This window comes from Clostridium sp. CMCC3677, assembly GCF_023845585.1.
GTDB lineage: Bacteria > Bacillota > Clostridia > Clostridiales > Clostridiaceae > Clostridium > Clostridium aquiflavi.
The window spans coordinates 186,217-206,178 of the sequence record NZ_JAMQHS010000009.1 but is presented as its reverse complement, the minus strand read 5'-3'; the positions used below and the strand labels follow the sequence as shown (position 1 = coordinate 206,178).

The following is a 19,962-nucleotide window of genomic DNA, read 5'->3' as shown; positions in this document are numbered from 1 at the left end:
CTCCAATCTTCTATTGTTCTCTTATAATTGTTGGAACTAAAACATATTCTTCTAATGTTTCAGGCGCATTTTCTAAAACCTCTTCTAATTTAATTGAAGGGGTAATTTCATCTTCTCTAAATTTGTTTTCAATATAATAAGGGTTTACTATTATATCTTCCTTTTCAGTATCTAACTCTTGAAGCTTTTCAACATAATTTAAAATTTGATTTAAATCAGATGCTAAGCTTTCTTTTTCATCTTCATTAAAACTTAATCTTGCAAGTTCTGCAACATATTCAACATCTTTTTTAGTAACAGACATAGTTAACCTCCCTTTCAAAGTAAAGACAATTTAAAATTAAAATGTCTTATATATTATAAGTATCTTATTCAATACATTAAATTTTATCATAAAATCTTCTATTTTACTAAATTAACTATAAAAAATATTAAAGAAACAGATATTGTAAAACTAAAAGCAGAATACACTATTCTTTTTCTTCCAGTTTCATTAAGTAAAAATCTTACTGTAAGTACTAACATAGTTATACATATTCCCAGTTGAACAGGTAAATATGAATTAAAAATTTGGTCTATATAACAAAATTGATAACTAGTTAAAAAAGTGCATACTATTAAAATACTAGTTATAAAGCCACATATTAGTGTTAACCAATTTACTAGTGTCTTCATTAACTTTCACTTCCTAACATTCTTTCAAATTCCTCTTCTGAAATAACCTTAACACCTAATTCTTCTGCTTTAGTTAATTTTGATCCTGCTGATTCTCCAGCAATTACATAATCAGTTTTTTTACTTACACTACCTGAAACTTTAGCACCTAAACCTTCTAGCTTAGTTTTTATCTCAGTTCTAGAATAATTTTGTAATGTACCAGTAGCAACTACAGTTTTATCTTTAAAAATACTTTCCACTATTTTAACTTCATCAAATATAGGATTCACTCCTAAATTTAATAATTCATCAATAGTATTTATTACTTTTTCTTCTTTAAAGAATTCAATTATATCCTGTGCAACTATATCACCAACATCTTGCACTGATACTAAGTCTTCAAACATAGCATTTTTCAATCCATCAATTGATTTAAATTTATTTACAATATCCTTAGCTGTTTTTACTCCTACATTAGGAATACCTAAAGCATATATAAATGAATATAACTTACAGTCTTTGCTTTTTTCAATTGCATTTAATAAGTTTTCCGCTTTCTTTTCTCCAAACTTTTCTAAGCCTATTAAATCTTCTTTTTTTAATTTATATAAATCTGAAATAGATTTAATATTTAATTTTTCAAATAATTGTTCTGCTGTTTTTTCTGAAAATCCTGCTATATTCATAGCATCTCTTGAAGCATAATGAACTATAGTTTTAACCAATTGTGGTTTACAAGAAAGTGTATTTTCACAGAAATAATGCGCTCCATTTAAAACTACATGACTACCACATGCTGGACATTCAGTTGGCGGTACTATTTCCTCAGATTTTTCTAATGTATTCTCTACTGTTCCCATAATTTCTGGTATAACATCATTAGATCTTCTAACAAATACATCCGCTCCAATTCTTACACCTTTTCTTTTTATATCATCCATATTATTGAGAGTTGCTCTTTTAACAGTTACTCCTGCTAATTCTACTGGATCTAATATTGCTGTTGGACCTATTCTTCCACTTCTTCCAACATTCCATTCAACATCCAAAAGTTTTGTTGTAGCTTCTTGAGCTTCAAATTTATAAGCTATGGCCCATTTAGGGAATTTAACTGTATACCCTAATAATTCTCTTGTTCTAATATCGTCTATAGCTAATACTAAACCATCAATATCATAATTTAAATCAAATCTTATTTTTTCTATATACTCTATTTCTTTCTTTATATCATCAATAGATGTACATACTTTTAAATAATCATCAATAGGCAATCCTTTTTCTTTAATAAATTCCATCATTTCTAAATAAGTTTTAAATTGATATCCTTCTTTATATCCAACATCATAGAAAAATGCTGACAAATCTCTTCTAGCAGTTTCTTTTACATTAAGATTTCTTAATGCTCCAGCCGCACCATTTCTCAAGTTTTTTAATGGAACATTTGCACTATCATTATATCTTTCAAAAGCTTCTTGTGTCATAATGGCTTCACCATGTACTTCAAATAACTCATCATTTTCTTGAAGCTTTAGTGGTATAGATTTAATAGTTTTTACTTGAGATGTTACATTTTCTCCTATTTCACCATTACCTCTTGTAGCACTTACTTCAAGCAAACCTTCCTTATTATAAGTTAAGTTAACTGTTAAGCCATCAAACTTTTTAGTAGCTATATATTTTAAATCTGGTAATTCTTCACCTTTAGCTCTCATTTCATTAACAAATTTCACATTTCTATTATGCCAATCTTTTATTTCATCTAAGTTTTGAGCTTTATCTAAACTCCAAAGCTTTCCTTTATGTGTATATTTATTAAAACCTTCTAAAACAACATCACCAATTCTTAATGTAGGTGAATATGGTAGTACAAAGTCTGTTTCTTGCTCTAACGCCCTAAGTTCGTCATATTGTTTATCATAATCCTTATCACTTACAGATGGATTATCAAGTACATAATAATCATATGAATTCCTATTTAAATTTTCAACAAGTTCTTTTATTCTCTCTATTTTATCCACTATTATCTCCATCTCCTAAATTAAGAAATTTTATAATTAATCTATATATTAGCTTCATATAAAATTTTAAACTCTATATGAAGCTAATCTAACTTTAAATTCCTTTTAACTTAGCAAATGATAACATTAAATTTTTAACTCCTTGTTTATCAAATGCAATAGTTAACTTTTTATCATCTCCAGAATTCTGAACACTAACTATTGTACCAACGCCAAATTTTTCATGTTGTACTTTTCTACCTAATGTAATTTCGTTAGCATTTAAATATTCTGAATCACTATTTTTGTTATTAATTGTATCAGTAGATTTGCAAACATCTCTTATTATAGTGCTTCTTAAACTATGAGGATTATTATATGAATTGTTTTTTTGAGCCTTAACATTAGAGGTATTTCCAGATCCTATTCTATTTCCACTTACATATTCCTTAAGTTCTGGTTTTATTTCATTAATAAAATCAGACTGAGAATATGCTACTGTTCTACCAAATACTCTTCTAACTTCAGCCGAGGTCATAAATAATGTTTCTTTTGCTCTTGTTATCCCTACATAACATAACCTTCTTGATTCTTCCATCTCAGATTCTTTTTCAAACGACATATTTCCCGGGAAAATACCATTTTCCATTCCAACCATAAATACAACTGGAAATTCAAGACCCTTTGCACTATGAACTGTCATTAATACTATTGTATCCTCTTGTTCTTCAATCTTATCTGTATCTTGAACTAATGATACTTTTTCTAAATATGCAGCTAATGATTTATCTTCATTATTCTTTTCAAAATCAACTGCATCTGAAACAAGCTCTTTTAAATTTTCAATTCTACTTTTATCTTCTATTTCCTTAGATGACTCTAATTGTTTTAAATATCCTGTATCTTTAAGTATTGACTCAATTAATACAGATATAGGTGCTGTTTCACTCAGTGACATAAATTCTTCCATTAAATTTGTAAAAGCTTCTATATTATTAGCATTTCTAGGTGTTAGTGTTGGTATTGTTCTAACCTCCATTAAAGCATCCCACATGTCTAATTCGAAATTATTTGCAAATTCTTGAATTTTTGATACTGTAGCATCACCTATACTTCTTTTAGGAACATTTATTATTCTCTTTAAACTAACATCATCTCTTGGATTAACTATAGCCTTAAGGTATGCTAAAATATCCTTTATTTCTTTTCTATCGTAGAATCTCGTTCCCCCTATTATCTTATATGGGATTCCTCTTCTTCTTAAACTCTCTTCAAATATACGTGACTGAGCATTAGTTCTGTATAGTATAGCAAAATCTTTATACTCTTTATTTTCCTTAGATTTAATCTCTGTAATTTGCTTACTAACAAAATCCCCTTCATCACCATCCGAAAATGCCCTATATATCTTTATTTTATCTCCAGCTTCTTGTTCTGTTCTAAGTACTTTACTTTTTCTATTTGCATTATTCACAATCACTACATTTGCTGCATCTAATATATTACTCTTAGACCTATAATTTTGTTCTAATTTAATTACTTTAGCATTAGGATAATCTTTTTCAAAATCCAATATATTTTGAATATCTGCGCCTCTCCATTGATAGATACAATTATGCACTACAACATCATTTGCTATATAATTTCTAGCATTATCAATATTTAAATCATATACAAATCCATCATATTCTTCGCTTTCAACAGATACTATAATATCTTCTTTTATTACTCCATCACTTTCTATTGCAATTGCCATACCTTCTCTAAAACTTCCAAGTGGCATAAATAGAAAACTTTTTTCTCCAGTTAATTTAGCTTTTTTTAATATATCAAAATTTTCTTCAACTTCACTTAAACTTCTTGCAAATTCTTCTGCTTCATCATATAAAGCTCTTTCAGTCTCAACTCTATATGTATTTCTTTCACCATTTCTAACATTGAAACCCGCTTCTATAAATTTATTCTTTGTTTCATCACCAGAGGAATTAAGTCCTATTCTGTGAGAATATAATCCTCTTTGTAACGATTTTTTTCCTCCAAAGAAAGTCACATTAACTCTTTTTCTTACTGAATTTCCTCTTATTACTGCATTGCTCAAATGATGTGGATATTCCTTATATAAATGTTCATCATCCATTAGTTTTTCAGCAGCACTTACTGTATCAATGTCATTAAACATATTTTCTATTTGTTCTTGTGATACTGTTATATTTCTTCCTCTTGAATTAAATACAATAGTTGGTATTCCATATTTTACAGAATAATATTGTTCATAATAAGTTGCATCACCCTTTGAGTTACAAACTTTTATTATCCATATTTTATCTGCTTGCTCTCCATTTAATCTAACTGCTAAACCACTAGCTTCTCTTTCATCTCTAGATCTTACAGAAGATGTTTGACCTATTCTATATCCAAAACCGTTTTTATACATTAAATAAACATAGTAATTCTCTTCTTCTAATAGTACTTTTCCAAATGAAATATGGTTAGGTGTAGCTTTTATTACCTTATTACTCTTTGTAATAATTTTTATAACTTCTCCACAATACTTCTTTTTACTTATGTCACTTACTGATAATAATCCTATTTCTCCATTACCACATGCAACTTTAACTTTATCTTCGCAAGTTAATTTTTCTATTTCAACTTTTTTATCTTCGGTAGATATTAAAGTTCCTTCAACTAAACATTGATCATCATCCCCTACAACGCATATATTCTTATATTTTGATGCTAATAATTTAATTAATTCATATTGAGCACCATTAGTATCTTGATATTCGTCTACCATTATATACTTAAATTTATTTTGATAAAATTCTAGTACTTCAGGATTAGATTTAAAAAGCTCAACAGCTTTAAATATTAAGTCATCAAAGTCTAATGCATTATTTTCCTTTAGTCTTCTTTGATACATCTCATATGCTTCCGCAATTTTCTTTTCTCTAAAGTTAGATTCATTTTGTCTCATAAAACTTTGAGCAGTTTGCATAGTATCTTTTGCTTTTCCAATTTTACTTAGTATCTCTTGATCAGATATATCTTTATCATTAATATTTAAAAGCTTCATACATTCTTTTATTAATACTTTTTGATCAGATGTATCGTATATTGTAAAGTTACTATTGTAACCAATCTTATCTATTTCTCGTCTTAAAATTCTAACGCAAGTTGAATGGAATGTAGATATCCACATATTTTCAGCTTTACTACCAATTAGTGATATAACTCTATCTTTCATTTCCTTTGCTGCCTTATTTGTAAATGTAATAGCTAATATATTATATGGTGCTATGCCCATATTTTCTATCATATGTGCCATTCTATAAGTTAATACTCTCGTCTTTCCTGATCCAGCTCCAGCTAATATTAACAATTGGCCATCTATGGTAATTGCACCTTCATATTGTTCTTTATTAAGCAATGATTTTAACTCCATTTAGTTAATCTGCTCCTTTCTTAATCTCTAAATATTATAACATAGTGAAAGTATTAATAATATTTCTCTTTATATGTTGATTTAATCTTTATATACATTAATTATATCTAATTATTTCCTTTAAAATTATATACTTCTTTATTATCTCCTATTTTAAAATATAAAAACAAATAAAAATGAAGGAATTAAGTCATATTTAAATAAATATGACTTAATTCCTTCACTTATTTTTTTCTATTTATTTTTTTATTAATCTCTATTAAAATGTACTATTTTTATGTTTTTTTATATATTAAATCAACTTTTCTTCAAAGTAAACATTTTCATAATTAAGACAAAAAAAACGCAACCCTTGGGGCTAGGTTGCGCTTTAGCAATAAGCAATAAGCAATAAATAAAAAGGGGGCTATATAATTCCTTTTATTTATCCTTGCAAAATTATTATAGGACATTCTATATTAAAATGCAAGTAATTTTACGAAAAATATTTACTCATGCGTCTAAAATGAATTATTTTATTGCATAATCTTTTAACGTTCGTTAATTTTTATTTAAAATAGCTAATTCTTCATCTGATAATTCTCTATATTCGCCTTCTTCTAAGCTTTCATCTAGAATCAAATTACCAAATTCTTCTCTTTTTAGATATACTACTTTTTTATCACGTGCTTCAAACATTCTTTTTACTTGATGATATTTTCCTTCTTGTATAGTAATTCTAACTTCTGAACCTTCTGGTGATGCAGATATAATATCTAATTTTGCTTCTAAGCATTTATACCCATCATCTAATACTACACCTTTTTTAAATGCCTCTTGATCTTTTTCATTTACTTCTTTATCTATTTTAGCATAATAAACTTTATCAACATGCCATTTAGGTGATATCATTCTATGATTAAAGTCCCCATCATTAGTTAATAACAATAATCCAACAGTATCTTTATCTAATCTTCCTACTGGAAATGGATTAAAAATTTGATGATCTAATTCTAACAAATCAATAACAGTTTCATCTTTTGAATCATGAGTTGCTGATATTACTCCTGTTGGTTTATTCATCATTAAATATATGTATTTACGATAAAATATCTCTTCTCCATTTATCTTAACTATAGATTTTTCAGGATCTATATTTACACTGCTATCTTTAATTATCTTTCCATCTACTTCAATTAATCCTTTTTTTGCTAACAATTTAGCTTCTTTTCTGCTTCCATATCCTAAATTAGAAATTATTTTATCCAATCTCTCCATTTACTTCACTCCACTCTATCATTTTATATGTCTCTCTACACAATAGTATATTATCACATATGTCAAAATAAATATTCATATAAATAAAAAATTATGTTTTAAATATATATTTATATATGCAATAGGCAAAGTGGCATATATAAAATTCTTACTAAAATAGAGCCAATAAAAAAATGAAGTTATTACTAAACAACTTCATTTTTTATTGATTCATGCTAAATTCCACTTTTATAATATCCCATTACTTTTGGAATATAGTTTTGAGTTTCTTTAGGCATTTTATATAAATGTTCAACAGAGCTAACTCCTCTTTTTTGCATTGTTCCAGGTCCTGCATTATATGCCATAAGAGCCATTTCTACATTTCCATCATACCTATCAATATATCCCTTTAATTGCTTAACTCCACCATTAATGTTTTGTTCTATATTAAAAGGATCACTTACTCCATCTTCTTCACAATTTTCCGGCATAAGTTGCATAAGTCCCATAGCACCCGCACCTGAAACTACTTTAGGATTAAAATCAGATTCCTGTTTTATTATTCCTAAAATCAAATTAGAATCTACACCATATTTTCTTGATGCTTCTTCTACTGCTCTATATATTCTTTGTTTACTTTCATCATCAGTATCTATATCGACAGTTGATGTAGTACTAGACCCATTTAATTTAGATGTTACATTCTCATTTAAAACCATTTTCATATAATCTAATCTTTGTCCAGGTGTTGTATTTGTATTTTCCAATGATTTCATTGCTTCTAATGCACTAGAATCCTTAGTTGATTCATTAGCTGATTCATTAGATTTATCTGTTAAAGCTTGCATAACTAAGGCAAATTCTAGTCCATTAGTTCCACTATTACTTTTATCATCACTACTATTACCACTATTATTAATTGCTGTTAATGCCATTAATTCATTTGAAAATGAATTTAAATTGTCTATACTCATAACTGCCCTCCAATTTTATTATGCTATATTTTAAATAATTGTTGATATATACAAATAGTACTATATTCCTAAGTTCAATTACTCAGTCCACTTTGCTTATTCATATATCAATGATTTGTTTAAATAGAATCTTTTATTAAAATCACAAACTTAAATTAATCTACTATATTTATTTTCGTAACAAGTTTATAAATCTTAATCTAATACCTTAAAAGATATTTCTGCATAATCTTCATAGTTAGTATTTTTATAATAACTTTTAGATAATACTAAAATCTTATACTTTCCTTTAATAAAAGGTATAAAGCTATAGTAATTTTTCTTACTATATGATTGAACTTTATTCCAGTTACCATGTTCCATTAAATAAAATTCATAGCAGACATCTTTTCCACCTGTACTCTTTACTTCAAATGATAATTCATGATTAATTTTAACCTTCTTTTTATTTATAATTATTTCTGTATTTATAACAGGTGATGCTTCATTTATATATAAACTAACTTCTTTTTTAGAATCATATTCATCTATACATTTTATATTTTTAGCATACACTTCTATTGTATATTTTCCTGAAGTTTTAGGAACAAATCTTAATTTTTTATTTTTAATAAATTCAGTTTCTTCAACTAAATGTCCATTAATTTTAGTTACATATTTAACCAAGACACTTTTTGTATTTTGAATTATTGATTCAAATTCTATGGTATCTCCAACTACATAATTATTTTTTAAAGGTAACATTATATAATCGATTTCTCCTGGTATATACTCATTTGCTTTTAAGTAAACAAAAGTATGTGCATCAAATTCTTTATCAGAATATCTGTCCTTAATAATAATCTCTATCTCATAATCTCCTTTTTCTTCAGGAGTAAAATTAATCCAATTTTTATTATTATTATTTATTTTTTCCACCTTTATTTTATTTCTATACACTACAAATGAATAATTTAATCTAGTTCCACCTTCTGCATTAACCATTATATTAACAGGTTGTTTAATCAAAACACTTTTTTCTTTATCTATAACAACATCAACTATTTTTACTGGCTTATTGCCTCTTTTTTCTATTTCAAATTCAATTTCTTCGCAAGCTTCATATTCACATTCAGACGATGCATCTTTGGCAAAAACTGATATACTATATCTTCCTGATTCTCTAGGTTGCCATATATATTCAGAATTCCTTATAAATCCAGTATCCTCTTCATATGAACCTTTTACTTTATATCTATATAGAATATTAATTCCACCCTCTACTTCTGCTTTGAATTTTATATCAGTTTCTATAATTTGAGGTGAACTTAAATCTGCTGCAAACCCTTTAATTAATATATCCTTATATGGTTTTATATTATATAAAAGAACTGCCCTATCATCATATTCTTTATTTGAAAATATATCTTTTGCACATGCTAAAAGTCTATAACTACCATGAGCATGTTCTTTGTAATTCAAATAATTTTTAGTAGAATAATCTTGCATGCAGATTGCCTTTCCATCTTTTGAAATCTTATAAAATTTATATAAAATTGTTCTGTTACTTTCATTTTTGGTTTCTAATGTAAATTTAAGATCTTGTCCAACTATTAATTCAGTATTATGACATATAAAATTAGTTATTTCAACATCTTCAATATCATCCACATTTATTTTGATAGTAGTATAATCATCAAAATTTTCATCAGAAGTAGCTCTTTTACATTCTATTAAAAATTCTTTTTTGCCTGCATTATTTGCAGTATATAATAATGTATTATCTGTTGTATAGTCTATAATAGGTTCCCATCCTTGCTCTCCCTTTACATAAAATCTGTAAAGTAACTCTTCTTCCGCTGCTTTTACCTCTATAGAACACTTTTCTCCAACATTTAAACTAGTTTTATCAACCTTTACCTCATCTATAAGTCTTACTAAATCTTTGTTACTAATTAAATAATCTTCTTTAGCTACATAATCGAATGATTTTTTTCCTTCCTTATCTCTTGCTTGAACCATAACCGTATATTCCCCTTCATAAACTGGCTTCCAACAGCAATTATCTTTTTCTGAATAATCTTGTATAGTTGTCCATATACCATTTAAACCAATAATAAATTTATATTCTATGTCATCCTTAGGATTATTAACCTGACTTTTTATATTTATTTCCGTTCCTCTTGTTTGCGGTTTTTCTTTATTAAATATGAGTTCTATATTCTTTAACTGAAGCTCTTGCATCCTTCTCAAAACCCCTCTCTATATTACTCCTTAATTATATTATACAATTATTCCATTTTTTGTAAATAACTTCAGTTAATTTTTATTTAAATTATATCATATTTATATAATTCTTATCATATACTGAAAAAAAAATAGAGGTATTCTCCTCTATATATTTTTATTAACTAATTCAATTAGTTTTATTAAGTTTTTTTCTAATCTTAAATTATCCTCATTAGTCCTTTTTTTAGGATTGGAAGTTTTACCTCCACCTCTCCTAATTTTTTGGGATAAATGTCTTTCTTCTAATAATCGATCTATATTGCTTTCATCATAAATAAAACCTTTTGGATTTATTACTCTTGCTTTCTTAGGCAAACATATAGCTGCTACCCCATAATCTTGAGATACTACTATGTCATTAGCTTTAGTTTCATTAATTACAAACATATCCACACTTTGAAAACCACTATCCACAATTTTAACTTCTGAGTAATTACTTTGTATACAATGATTTATATCGCAATAAATTATTACTGGTATATCTCTATCTTTAGCCACTTTTTCAATAATGGAGATACCTGGACAGGCATCTCCATCAATTATAACTTTCATAAATTAAAGTCTCTTCTCTAATTCATCTTTCATATCTTCATATCCTGGTTTTCCAAGAAGTGCAAACATATTCTTCTTGTATGCTTCAACTCCTGGTTGATCGAATGGATTTATTCCTAAAAGATATCCACTTAATCCACAAGCTTTTTCAAAGAAATATACCATGTGACCAAAATAGTAAGGTGAAAGTTCTGGTACATTTAATACCATATTAGGTACTTCACCATCATTATGAGCTAATAAAGTTCCTTGGAATGCTTTATTATTTACAAAATCCATAGTTTTTCCAGCTAAGAAGTTTAATCCATCTAAGTCGCCTTCGCTAAATTCTATTGTAATTTCTTTTCTAGCTTTTTCGACATTAATAACTGTTTCAAAAAGATTTCTTCTACCATCTTGAATATATTGTCCCATAGAGTGAAGATCAGTGCTAAAGTCAACTGCTGCTGGGAATAATCCTTTTTTATCTTTTCCTTCAGATTCTCCATATAATTGTTTCCACCATTCATTGAAATAATGAATACATGGTTCATAATTAACTAATACTTCTATTTCTTTACCTTTATTATATAAAGCATTTCTTGTGACAGCATATTTATAACAATCATTTTCCTTAAGTGAAGGATTTGAATATGTTTCTCTTGCATCTGCTGCACCTTGCATCATTTCATCTATATTTATTCCAGCTACAGCTATTGGTAATAAGCCTACTGGTGTTAACACTGTAAATCTTCCACCAACATCATCAGGAATTACAAATGTTTCATATCCTTCTGCATCAGCTAAGCTTTTTAATGCACCTCTAGCTTTATCTGTAGTTGCATATATTCTCTTTCTTGCTTCTTCTACACCATATTTCTTTTCTAAGTATGATTTAAATATTCTAAATGCAATAGCTGGTTCTGTAGTAGTACCTGATTTTGAAATTACATTTACACTAACATCTTTTCCTTCTATAGCTTCTAATAGTTCTGCCATATAAGTTGAACTTATGTTATTACCTGCATAAAATATCTTTGGCACTTTTCTCTTATTGTCATCTAAAACGTTATGGAAATTACTTGTTAACATTTCTATTGCAGCTCTAGCTCCAAGATAAGATCCACCTATTCCTATAACTATTAATACATCTGAATCAGATTGTATTTTTTCTGCTGATTTCTTAATTCTAGCAAATTCTTCTTTATCATAATCTACTGGCAGGTCTATCCAACCTAAAAAATCACTTCCTTGACCTGTTTTACTATGAAGTCTATCATGTGAATCTTTTACCATTCCTTCCATGTAATCTAGTTCATAGTTTTTTACGAATCCTTGTGTTTTACTTAAATCTAATGTTAATCCTTTTTTCACAACCATACCTCCATATCTTAATTACGTAAATTTCACTTTTCAATTATATCACACTTTAATTAAACATTTCTTAAACATTTATGATATTATTCAAACTTTGGAATTTTATACTAAAGATAATAATTCTTAATTATTAAAGTAGACAGATCTATACAAATCTATCTACTTTATAATTAAAAATGTCTTTATTCTTTTACCTTATTATAATACTGTAATCTTATTATATGCATTTTCCCAATCATTAATGAATTGTTTTACACTTAATTCTGTTAATGGATGTTCTATAAGTTTATCCATTATGTCGCTTCCCACTGTTACTGATTGACATCCTCTTAAAGCAACTTCATTAACTTGTTGAACATTTTTAAAAGATGCTGCTAAAACTTTAGTATTTAAACTATTAAATTCTAACAATTTAATTATTTCTCCAACAACTTCTACTCCATTTCCGCTAATATTATCTATTCTATTAACATATGGTGCAACAAAGTGAGCTCCTGCTTTTGCTGCTATCAAAGCTTGTTGTGGTGTAAATATTGCAGTAGCTGTTATCTTATATCCAGCTTTATTTAATATTTTTATAGCCTTTATTCCATCTGGAGTTACAGGTATTTTAATATATATATTTCCTCCAACTTGCTCTGCTATATACTTAGCTTCTTCAATCATGTCTTCAGCTTTTAATGATAAAACTTGTGCATGTAACATGCTATCATTACCTATTATTTCTCTTATGTTTTTTAATATTTTTATAAAATCTTCTTTTTCTTTACTTATTATAGATGGATTTGTTGTAACACCTTCCATAGGATAAAATTCATATGCCCTTTTTATTTCTTGTAAGTTTGCAGTATCTAATATATATATCATTTTTTCCTCACATCCCTATTAATATTCTTAAAATTTATTTTTATAGCATTAAAAGTCCCTGATAATATTAGGAACTTTTAATGTTTATATTTATTTAAAATTTATGAGAGAGTACTAAATTGATTTAAAATACTTTTTTTGATTTTTACTAAATAAAATTAACCTCTAGTTTTTCCGCCAGCTACATTATAAGTTACTCCATGGATGTAACTTCCTCTTTCTGATCCTAAGTAACAAACTAAGTCAGCGACTTCTGATAATTTTCCTGATCTTCCAAGTGGAGTAGTTGATGTTTTGCTATATCCAGCTCTTAAATCTTCAACTGTAATTCCTCTAGTATAAGATAATGCTGTTTCATATTCTATAGTTCTTAATCCTGTAGCTTCTAATATTCCTGGTGCTACACCTACAACTCTAACGCCTTGCTTTCCTAATTCTTTAGACCAAGATCTTGTAAATGAATTTACTGCATTTTTAGTTGCTGCATAAATACTTTGGCCTTCTGATCCTTCTAATCCACTTTCCGAAGACATATTTACTATTACTCCAGAACCTGTCTTTACCATTTCTCTAGCAACTGCTTGTGCACAGAAAAATACACCTTTTATATTAACATTAACTATTTTATCAAAAACAGCTTCATCTAATTCGTACTTACTATTTTCTTCTTTTGGATCTACTAATAATCTAGGTATATTTATACCTGCATTATTTACTAAAATATCTATTTTACCGAATGCTTCTTTAGTTTTTGAAACCATTTCTTTAACGCTATCATAATTTGTTACATCTGTATTTACATATACCATTTTTCCACTTGTTTCATTCATATCTAATTGTGGTGCATTAGGATTCATATCACATACAACAACATTTGAACCATTATTTAAAAATTCTTGTGCTACTGCCTTTCCTATTCCTGATGCTCCACCTGTAACTATTACTGTTTTTCCTTCTAAATTTAACCATGACTTTGTCATTTTTTATCCCTCCATCATTAAATTAACTCATTAATTTATATGAACATCGTTTCTCTACATCTGATAAATAAAATAGGTTTGATTGTTTTTACTTATTTCCGATATAAGCACATTCATAATCAAACCTATTTCAAATTCAAAGAACAATTAATTCCATAAATTATTTAATTATTTATATATAAGTTTGAAAATACTTTAAAACTCTTCATCAAATTGACTTATTGTATAAATTGACTTATAATTTTCTTAAATATTATTTTTTAACTATTTAAAATTAATTTCTTATTATTTTTAAAATTGTACCAACGGCAATTGGTGCAATTTCTTTTTTTTCTAGATATAAAGTTCCACCTACTTGTGCTTCTTCTTCTCCTAGAAAATTATATGTTATATGTCCCAATTCTTTTAAATTTTTATTTACTAATTCACCTACTGCTTTTATTTCATAATTTACATCATTTATGCAAAGTATATCATTAGGCATTATCTCTTCTAATAAATTATTTTCATTGTGAATAAAGCAATAATCAATTAATTCTTGAGGAGCATTGTCCTTAAAAGTTATGAACATATTTGCTGCAAAAAATTCTTCAGCATTTTCACCAATTTTTTCTATTTTAGTGCTATAAATCGTCTTCATAAAATTGTTCCCTTCTTTAACAATTAGATTCTTTAATTAATACAATTTAGCTGTATAGTCCAAAACTTACAAGCCAAGCTACTACAACTGTTGGAGCTCCTGTTAAGAATCTTGAGTATAAAACTGATGGGACACCGACTTGTACAGTGTCTGGTTCTGCTTCAGCTAATCCTAAACCTACTGGTATAAAGTCTGCTGCTGCTTGTGCATTGATAGCAAATAATGCTGGTAATGCTAAGTGTGGTGGTATAGTTCCTTTACCAATTTCAGTACCTATTAAAACACCAACTATTTGTGCTATAACTGCACCAGGTCCTAAGAATGGTGAAAGTAATGGGAATGAGCATATAAGTGCTAATACAACTAATCCGCCTACATTTCCTATTAATGGTGTAAGTAAATTTGCAATAAAGCTCCCTACTCCTGATTCATTTATAATACCTATCATTACTGCAACGAAAGCCATGAATGGTAATATTGTGTGAATTACTGTGTCAATAGTATCTCTTCCTGCTTGGAATAATGTACTACTAAAGTTTCCTATTGCTATACCAATCTTTCCAACAAGTCCCCCTGTTTGTTGACTAATCTTTTTACTAGTATCGTAACTCATTAAGTCTTCCTCCTTTAAATCGTATTCTTTATATCTTAGAAAATAAACCTATTCTATTACTTCTACATTTGCTGGTTTTACTGCTGAAACATAAATATCTTCTTTTATAAACATTGCTAAAGGTCCACTTCTACCTGTTTTCATAATATTAACTGTTGGTATCTTCTTTTGAGGATAGATTCCACATCTTAATGTTCCACCACAATTTATTATTACACAAGCAATTTCATCATCTTTAACTCCTGTTGTAAATCCATCTATTAATTCACATCCTGTTAATTCTGCTATTGTAACTGCTGTTTCTGGTTGAGCTCCTCCAGTAATATATACTACCTTGTTTCTTTTTTCTGTAGGTTCTATTAATAATGGGCCACCCCATCCGCCTGATCCTTTGTTTATCTTAACTTTTTTATATCCCATAATTGCCAACTCCTTAATTTTTTATTTTTTTATTTATCTTATTTAACTTTAATTTTTATTCAATTAATTTTTTTATTTAATAATTATCCTAATTTAACTTCTGTGTTTAATTTAACACCTTGTTGTTTTTCTACATATGAAGTTGTGAAATCTGTTATCCAACCTCTAAAGAAGTTTGTTATTATACCTACTAATAAATATCTAACTGCTAGATCTGTAGTTGAAAAACCTAATGTAGTAATACCTGCTGCTATTCCTAAGAATACAAATAATTCACCTGGATTTATATGTGGAAATAATCCATTCATTGTGTGGCAAGAGAAACTTGCTGCTGCATAGTAACTTGGTTTATACTTTTCTGGCATAAACTTACCTAATGATAATGTCATTGGATTCGCAAATACGAATGTTCCTATAACCGGTAATAATAAGTATCTAGTTATTGGGTTTTTAGCACATTTCATAGCTAATTTTTCTACTTTCTCATCCCCAATAAATTTTATAATTGCATTCATTGTAACTAGTAGTGCTATTAGTAATGGTATTATGCCTGTTACAAAGCCCATAAATTGATTACCACCTGCTCTAAATAGATTCATGAATGAATCTGCACCTCTAGCTAATAATTCTAACATTTGTGTCATAAGAAAACCTCCTCATTATATATTACAATTCTTAAACAACCACTTCTAAGTCTGCTTCTTTTTTACTTCCCTCCTCATGTCTAAACTTTTTATAGTTTTTAACAGCATCTAAGATTGCTCTTTTAAGTGGTTTGTTAAATTCTTTTAAATCGTTTTCCTCAATACTATCTATATACATATTTTCAAGACCTTTAAATTGTTTAACTCTTGCTGCTACTGTTACTCCCTGCATTTTTCTAGATTCTAAAATTAATCCATCATCTTGAATTCTTATAAGAACTATAGTGCCTGAGTTAATCATTCCTTTTTTTCTTCCTATTGCTACTTTTCCTAATCTTCTTAATTCTATATAATTTTTATTGAAATCCTTGATCTGTATTAATCCAAAGATAAAATTAAGTATCCAAACAGCAATTCCTATAATTATTAAAAATACAACCGAATTCATAATTTATCTCCTTCCTAAAACTTCTTTAAACTCTTTATAATTTTTACTTTTTATTAGCTTTTGAACTATCTTCTTATCACTTGATAAGTCTATAATTTCTTGATATGTTTTTACTATAATATCTTGACTATTTTGGCTTTCTGAAGGTATTACAAGTAATATTATGAGTCCTACTTCCTTACCATCAACCACAAGTAATTTATCTAGTATTCCATATGAAACTATTACACTATTTACCTTTTCATCTACTGCATGTGGTAATGCTATATTTCCACCAAATGCTGTTCCTGCTTTCTTTTCTCTTGCTATAACTCTTTTCTTATATTCATTTGATACAATATTTGATTTTATTAAGCTATCCAACATATCTTCTAAATTGTCCATGAAATTGTTTTTGTTTAAATAAAATACTAATTTTTTATCCAACATTCCATTTAAAATATATTGTTCTGTATCATTTCTTTTCTCATTAGTCTTATTTAAAAATATTTGACTTTCTATTTCTCCTTTTAATTGACATTCATCAAAAATCGAAGTGATTTTTACTATTTGTGTTTCAGTATTTATATCTAAATCTACAAGGGTAAATATCATATCATAATTACTTGCTATTTCTTCTGTAAAATCTAAATCTGAAAATGATTTAAAATTAATTTCTTCTCCAAGTATTTTCTTTAACTTTATAATTAGTAACTTTGCTGTTCCTAAGCCTGTCCCGCAAACAATTGCTGCTTTTTCTATTTGAATAAAAGATTTGCCTGCTTTTTCAACATAAGTTCCAAAATGTAATGCTAAGTATCCAATTTCATCATCTTCTACTTGTACCTCATACTTATCTTCAATTACTGAAGCAGCTATTTTAGCAACTTCATAAGGCAATTTGTACTTTTCTTTTATTTCTTTTAACATAGGATTTTTATATTTTATATTTAGTACTATTCTATTTAGTGCATAATATAAATGATATTCTAATCCTTGTATTAATTGTTCATCTTCTTCTAAGCTTAATCCAGTAAATTCAAAAACCTTGTCAAAGATTTGTTTTCTTAATAAAGTTACATTTTCACCTATTGTTAAATTTCTTAATACTTCATGATACAAAGGTGCATTTCTTCCAAGTAAAGGCATTACTATAAAAATTATTTCTAAATCATCAATCTTTTCATCTTTTAATGTTTCAATTGTATTTTTTATAGTTTTTCCTATTTCATACTCTTCTGATTCCTTTATTATTTTATATTGTGATTGTAGTGAAATTATATTTTTATTATTCTTCAATCTCATTAGCATTACTGCTATATATCTTATTAAGTTATTTATTAAGGCTTCAGTTACACTAAATCTATTTTCTTTTAGATTTATTACTATTTGTTCTTGAAGTTTAATAATCTCTTTTTTAGTAAGAATATTATTGCTTTCTAATAAAATTATTGAATCATTATATGTTTTACATAAATGTTCAAGTATGATTAATCTTAAATTAATTTCATCGCCTTCAATTTTTATTCCTGAATTTGTTTTTCTCTTTAATATTAATCCATACTCATCTAACTTCTGATCTACTTTTTTTAAATCTTTAACTAAAGTAGTCCTTCCTACATTCATTTCTTCTGCTAAATCATCAATTGTCACAATCTCATTAAGTCCTACTAACCTGTTTATTAAATAATCAATTCTTTCTTCTGGATTATTTAATTGACAAAATTTTTGTTTTTGTCTTCTATTTAACTCTAGCAATTGCTTAAATTTTTCATCATCTTTCACATTTAGCTTATACTGAGAATTATTAGTCTTTACTATTTCTACAACATCCTTAGGTATTTCTTCCTGTAATTGCTTTAAGTAAGTTCTAATACTTCTAGTACTAACACCAAGTTCATCCGAAAAATCTTTTAAAGCTTTTTCTTTGCTATCAGCTAACATTTCAAGTATGGTAAATAACTTTCTTTCTAATGATTGTGTAATCATTTTCAACCCCTCATTCCATCTTACAATTATATAATAGTACATTAATGTAATTTATTTAATATTCACTTTTTCATTACAGTTTGGAAAAAATGTATACTAATAAAAAAACTTAGATAAATGTGTTATAAAACTAATTTTGCAAACCATTTCATTTTTATTATAACATGTTTGTATACATTTATACTTATTTATACACATTTATACACGTTTCATAATTTTTCTCACATTAAATAGTCCTTTTTTTACTTAAATTAAAAAAGAAGAATTTATACAGAGTATAAATTCTCCTGTGGTAAGATTTTAGATTATTCTATTAAATTTAATATTATAGCTCAATTACGCTTTAAAAATTTAACAGCGTGAATTATTTCTATTTAAGCATTTCATAATATCTTGTATAGCTTTTTCATATCCTTCTCTAAAACCAGCTTTGCATCCTTCTTGGAAACCTTTTTCACGGCCATCTTTAAATCCTTTCTTATATCCTTTTTTACAGCCATCTCTGAATCCTTCTTCATATCCTTTTTTACAGCCGTCTCTGAATCCTTCTTCATATCCTTTTTCACGGCCATCTTCATATCCTTCTTCATATCCTTTTTCACGGCCCTCTTTAAACCCTTTCTTATATCCTTTTTCGCAGCCATCTTTGAATCCATCTTTATATCCTTTTTCACAACCTGCTTTAAATCCTTTTTTATAACATTTTGCACATACTGAATTATTATCAGTTCCTGCTGTGTCTGAGCAATTCATTTCATTATAATCTGCTTCTTCACAATCACTAACTTCATCAAATTTACAAACTAATTCATCTTCATTACAATAATAATCGTTCATCTGTTTATCTCCTTTGGTAAATAATTATAATATATAGTATGTTAAAATTAGTGTATTGGT

Annotated in this window: 16 protein-coding genes and 1 pseudogene; all 17 read right to left on the bottom strand. The window is 27.3% G+C overall.

Features of this window, described 5'->3' with window-relative positions; translation table 11 throughout:
* Window positions 1-10: 10 nt before the first annotated feature.
* Complete coding sequence (gatC, locus tag NG901_RS12935; RefSeq protein ID WP_252215317.1) at window positions 11-304, bottom strand: Asp-tRNA(Asn)/Glu-tRNA(Gln) amidotransferase subunit GatC; 294 nt, start codon at window positions 302-304, stop codon at window positions 11-13.
* Window positions 305-402: 98 nt separating this feature from the next.
* Window positions 403-675 (bottom strand): hypothetical protein, encoded by a 273-nt coding sequence (locus NG901_RS12930; protein WP_252215314.1) that lies wholly within the window; start codon window positions 673-675, stop codon window positions 403-405.
* The gene (ligA, locus tag NG901_RS12925; protein WP_252215358.1) at window positions 675-2,678 is read right to left on the bottom strand and encodes an NAD-dependent DNA ligase LigA; all 2,004 of its coding nucleotides are present in this window, start codon (window positions 2,676-2,678) and stop codon (window positions 675-677) included. Before ligA ends, NG901_RS12930 begins: the two co-directional genes overlap by 1 nt.
* A gap of 91 nt (window positions 2,679-2,769) precedes the next feature.
* A complete protein-coding gene (locus NG901_RS12920; protein WP_252215311.1) occupies window positions 2,770-6,096 on the bottom strand; it encodes a UvrD-helicase domain-containing protein in 3,327 nt (1,108 codons plus the stop codon).
* 540 nt (window positions 6,097-6,636) lie between these two features.
* Complete coding sequence (locus NG901_RS12915; RefSeq protein ID WP_252215308.1) at window positions 6,637-7,353, bottom strand: pseudouridine synthase; 717 nt, start codon at window positions 7,351-7,353, stop codon at window positions 6,637-6,639.
* 215 nt (window positions 7,354-7,568) lie between these two features.
* On the bottom strand, window positions 7,569-8,309 hold the full coding sequence (locus tag NG901_RS12910) for a lytic transglycosylase domain-containing protein (protein ID WP_252215305.1): 741 nt from the start codon (window positions 8,307-8,309) through the stop codon (window positions 7,569-7,571).
* 195 nt (window positions 8,310-8,504) lie between these two features.
* Window positions 8,505-10,532 (bottom strand): triple tyrosine motif-containing protein, encoded by a 2,028-nt coding sequence (locus NG901_RS12905; RefSeq protein ID WP_252215302.1) that lies wholly within the window; start codon window positions 10,530-10,532, stop codon window positions 8,505-8,507.
* Between the two features lie 150 nt (window positions 10,533-10,682).
* On the bottom strand, window positions 10,683-11,129 hold the full coding sequence (locus NG901_RS12900) for a YaiI/YqxD family protein (RefSeq protein WP_252215299.1): 447 nt from the start codon (window positions 11,127-11,129) through the stop codon (window positions 10,683-10,685).
* Between the two features lie 3 nt (window positions 11,130-11,132).
* Window positions 11,133-12,482: a glucose-6-phosphate isomerase gene (locus NG901_RS12895; protein WP_252215296.1), complete on the bottom strand. Its 1,350-nt coding sequence runs from the start codon at window positions 12,480-12,482 to the stop codon at window positions 11,133-11,135.
* 201 nt (window positions 12,483-12,683) lie between these two features.
* Window positions 12,684-13,352 (bottom strand): fructose-6-phosphate aldolase, encoded by a 669-nt coding sequence (fsa, locus tag NG901_RS12890; RefSeq protein WP_252215293.1) that lies wholly within the window; start codon window positions 13,350-13,352, stop codon window positions 12,684-12,686.
* A gap of 158 nt (window positions 13,353-13,510) precedes the next feature.
* Complete coding sequence (locus NG901_RS12885) at window positions 13,511-14,332, bottom strand: SDR family oxidoreductase (protein ID WP_252215292.1); 822 nt, start codon at window positions 14,330-14,332, stop codon at window positions 13,511-13,513.
* Window positions 14,333-14,606: 274 nt separating this feature from the next.
* The gene (locus NG901_RS12880; protein ID WP_252215290.1) at window positions 14,607-14,972 is read right to left on the bottom strand and encodes a PTS glucitol/sorbitol transporter subunit IIA; all 366 of its coding nucleotides are present in this window, start codon (window positions 14,970-14,972) and stop codon (window positions 14,607-14,609) included.
* A gap of 46 nt (window positions 14,973-15,018) precedes the next feature.
* Window positions 15,019-16,008, bottom strand: a pseudogene (srlE, locus tag NG901_RS12875) (PTS glucitol/sorbitol transporter subunit IIB).
* Between the two features lie 80 nt (window positions 16,009-16,088).
* The gene (gene srlA, locus NG901_RS12870) at window positions 16,089-16,649 is read right to left on the bottom strand and encodes a PTS glucitol/sorbitol transporter subunit IIC (RefSeq protein WP_286673952.1); all 561 of its coding nucleotides are present in this window, start codon (window positions 16,647-16,649) and stop codon (window positions 16,089-16,091) included.
* 31 nt (window positions 16,650-16,680) lie between these two features.
* Window positions 16,681-17,097 carry a transcriptional regulator GutM gene (locus tag NG901_RS12865; protein WP_252215288.1) on the bottom strand — a complete coding sequence of 139 codons (417 nt, stop codon included), beginning with the start codon at window positions 17,095-17,097 and terminating at the stop codon, window positions 16,681-16,683.
* Between the two features lie 3 nt (window positions 17,098-17,100).
* Complete coding sequence (locus NG901_RS12860; protein ID WP_252215286.1) at window positions 17,101-19,065, bottom strand: BglG family transcription antiterminator; 1,965 nt, start codon at window positions 19,063-19,065, stop codon at window positions 17,101-17,103.
* 351 nt (window positions 19,066-19,416) lie between these two features.
* The gene (locus tag NG901_RS12855) at window positions 19,417-19,902 is read right to left on the bottom strand and encodes a Yae1 family protein (RefSeq protein WP_252215284.1); all 486 of its coding nucleotides are present in this window, start codon (window positions 19,900-19,902) and stop codon (window positions 19,417-19,419) included.
* Window positions 19,903-19,962 lie beyond the last annotated feature (60 nt).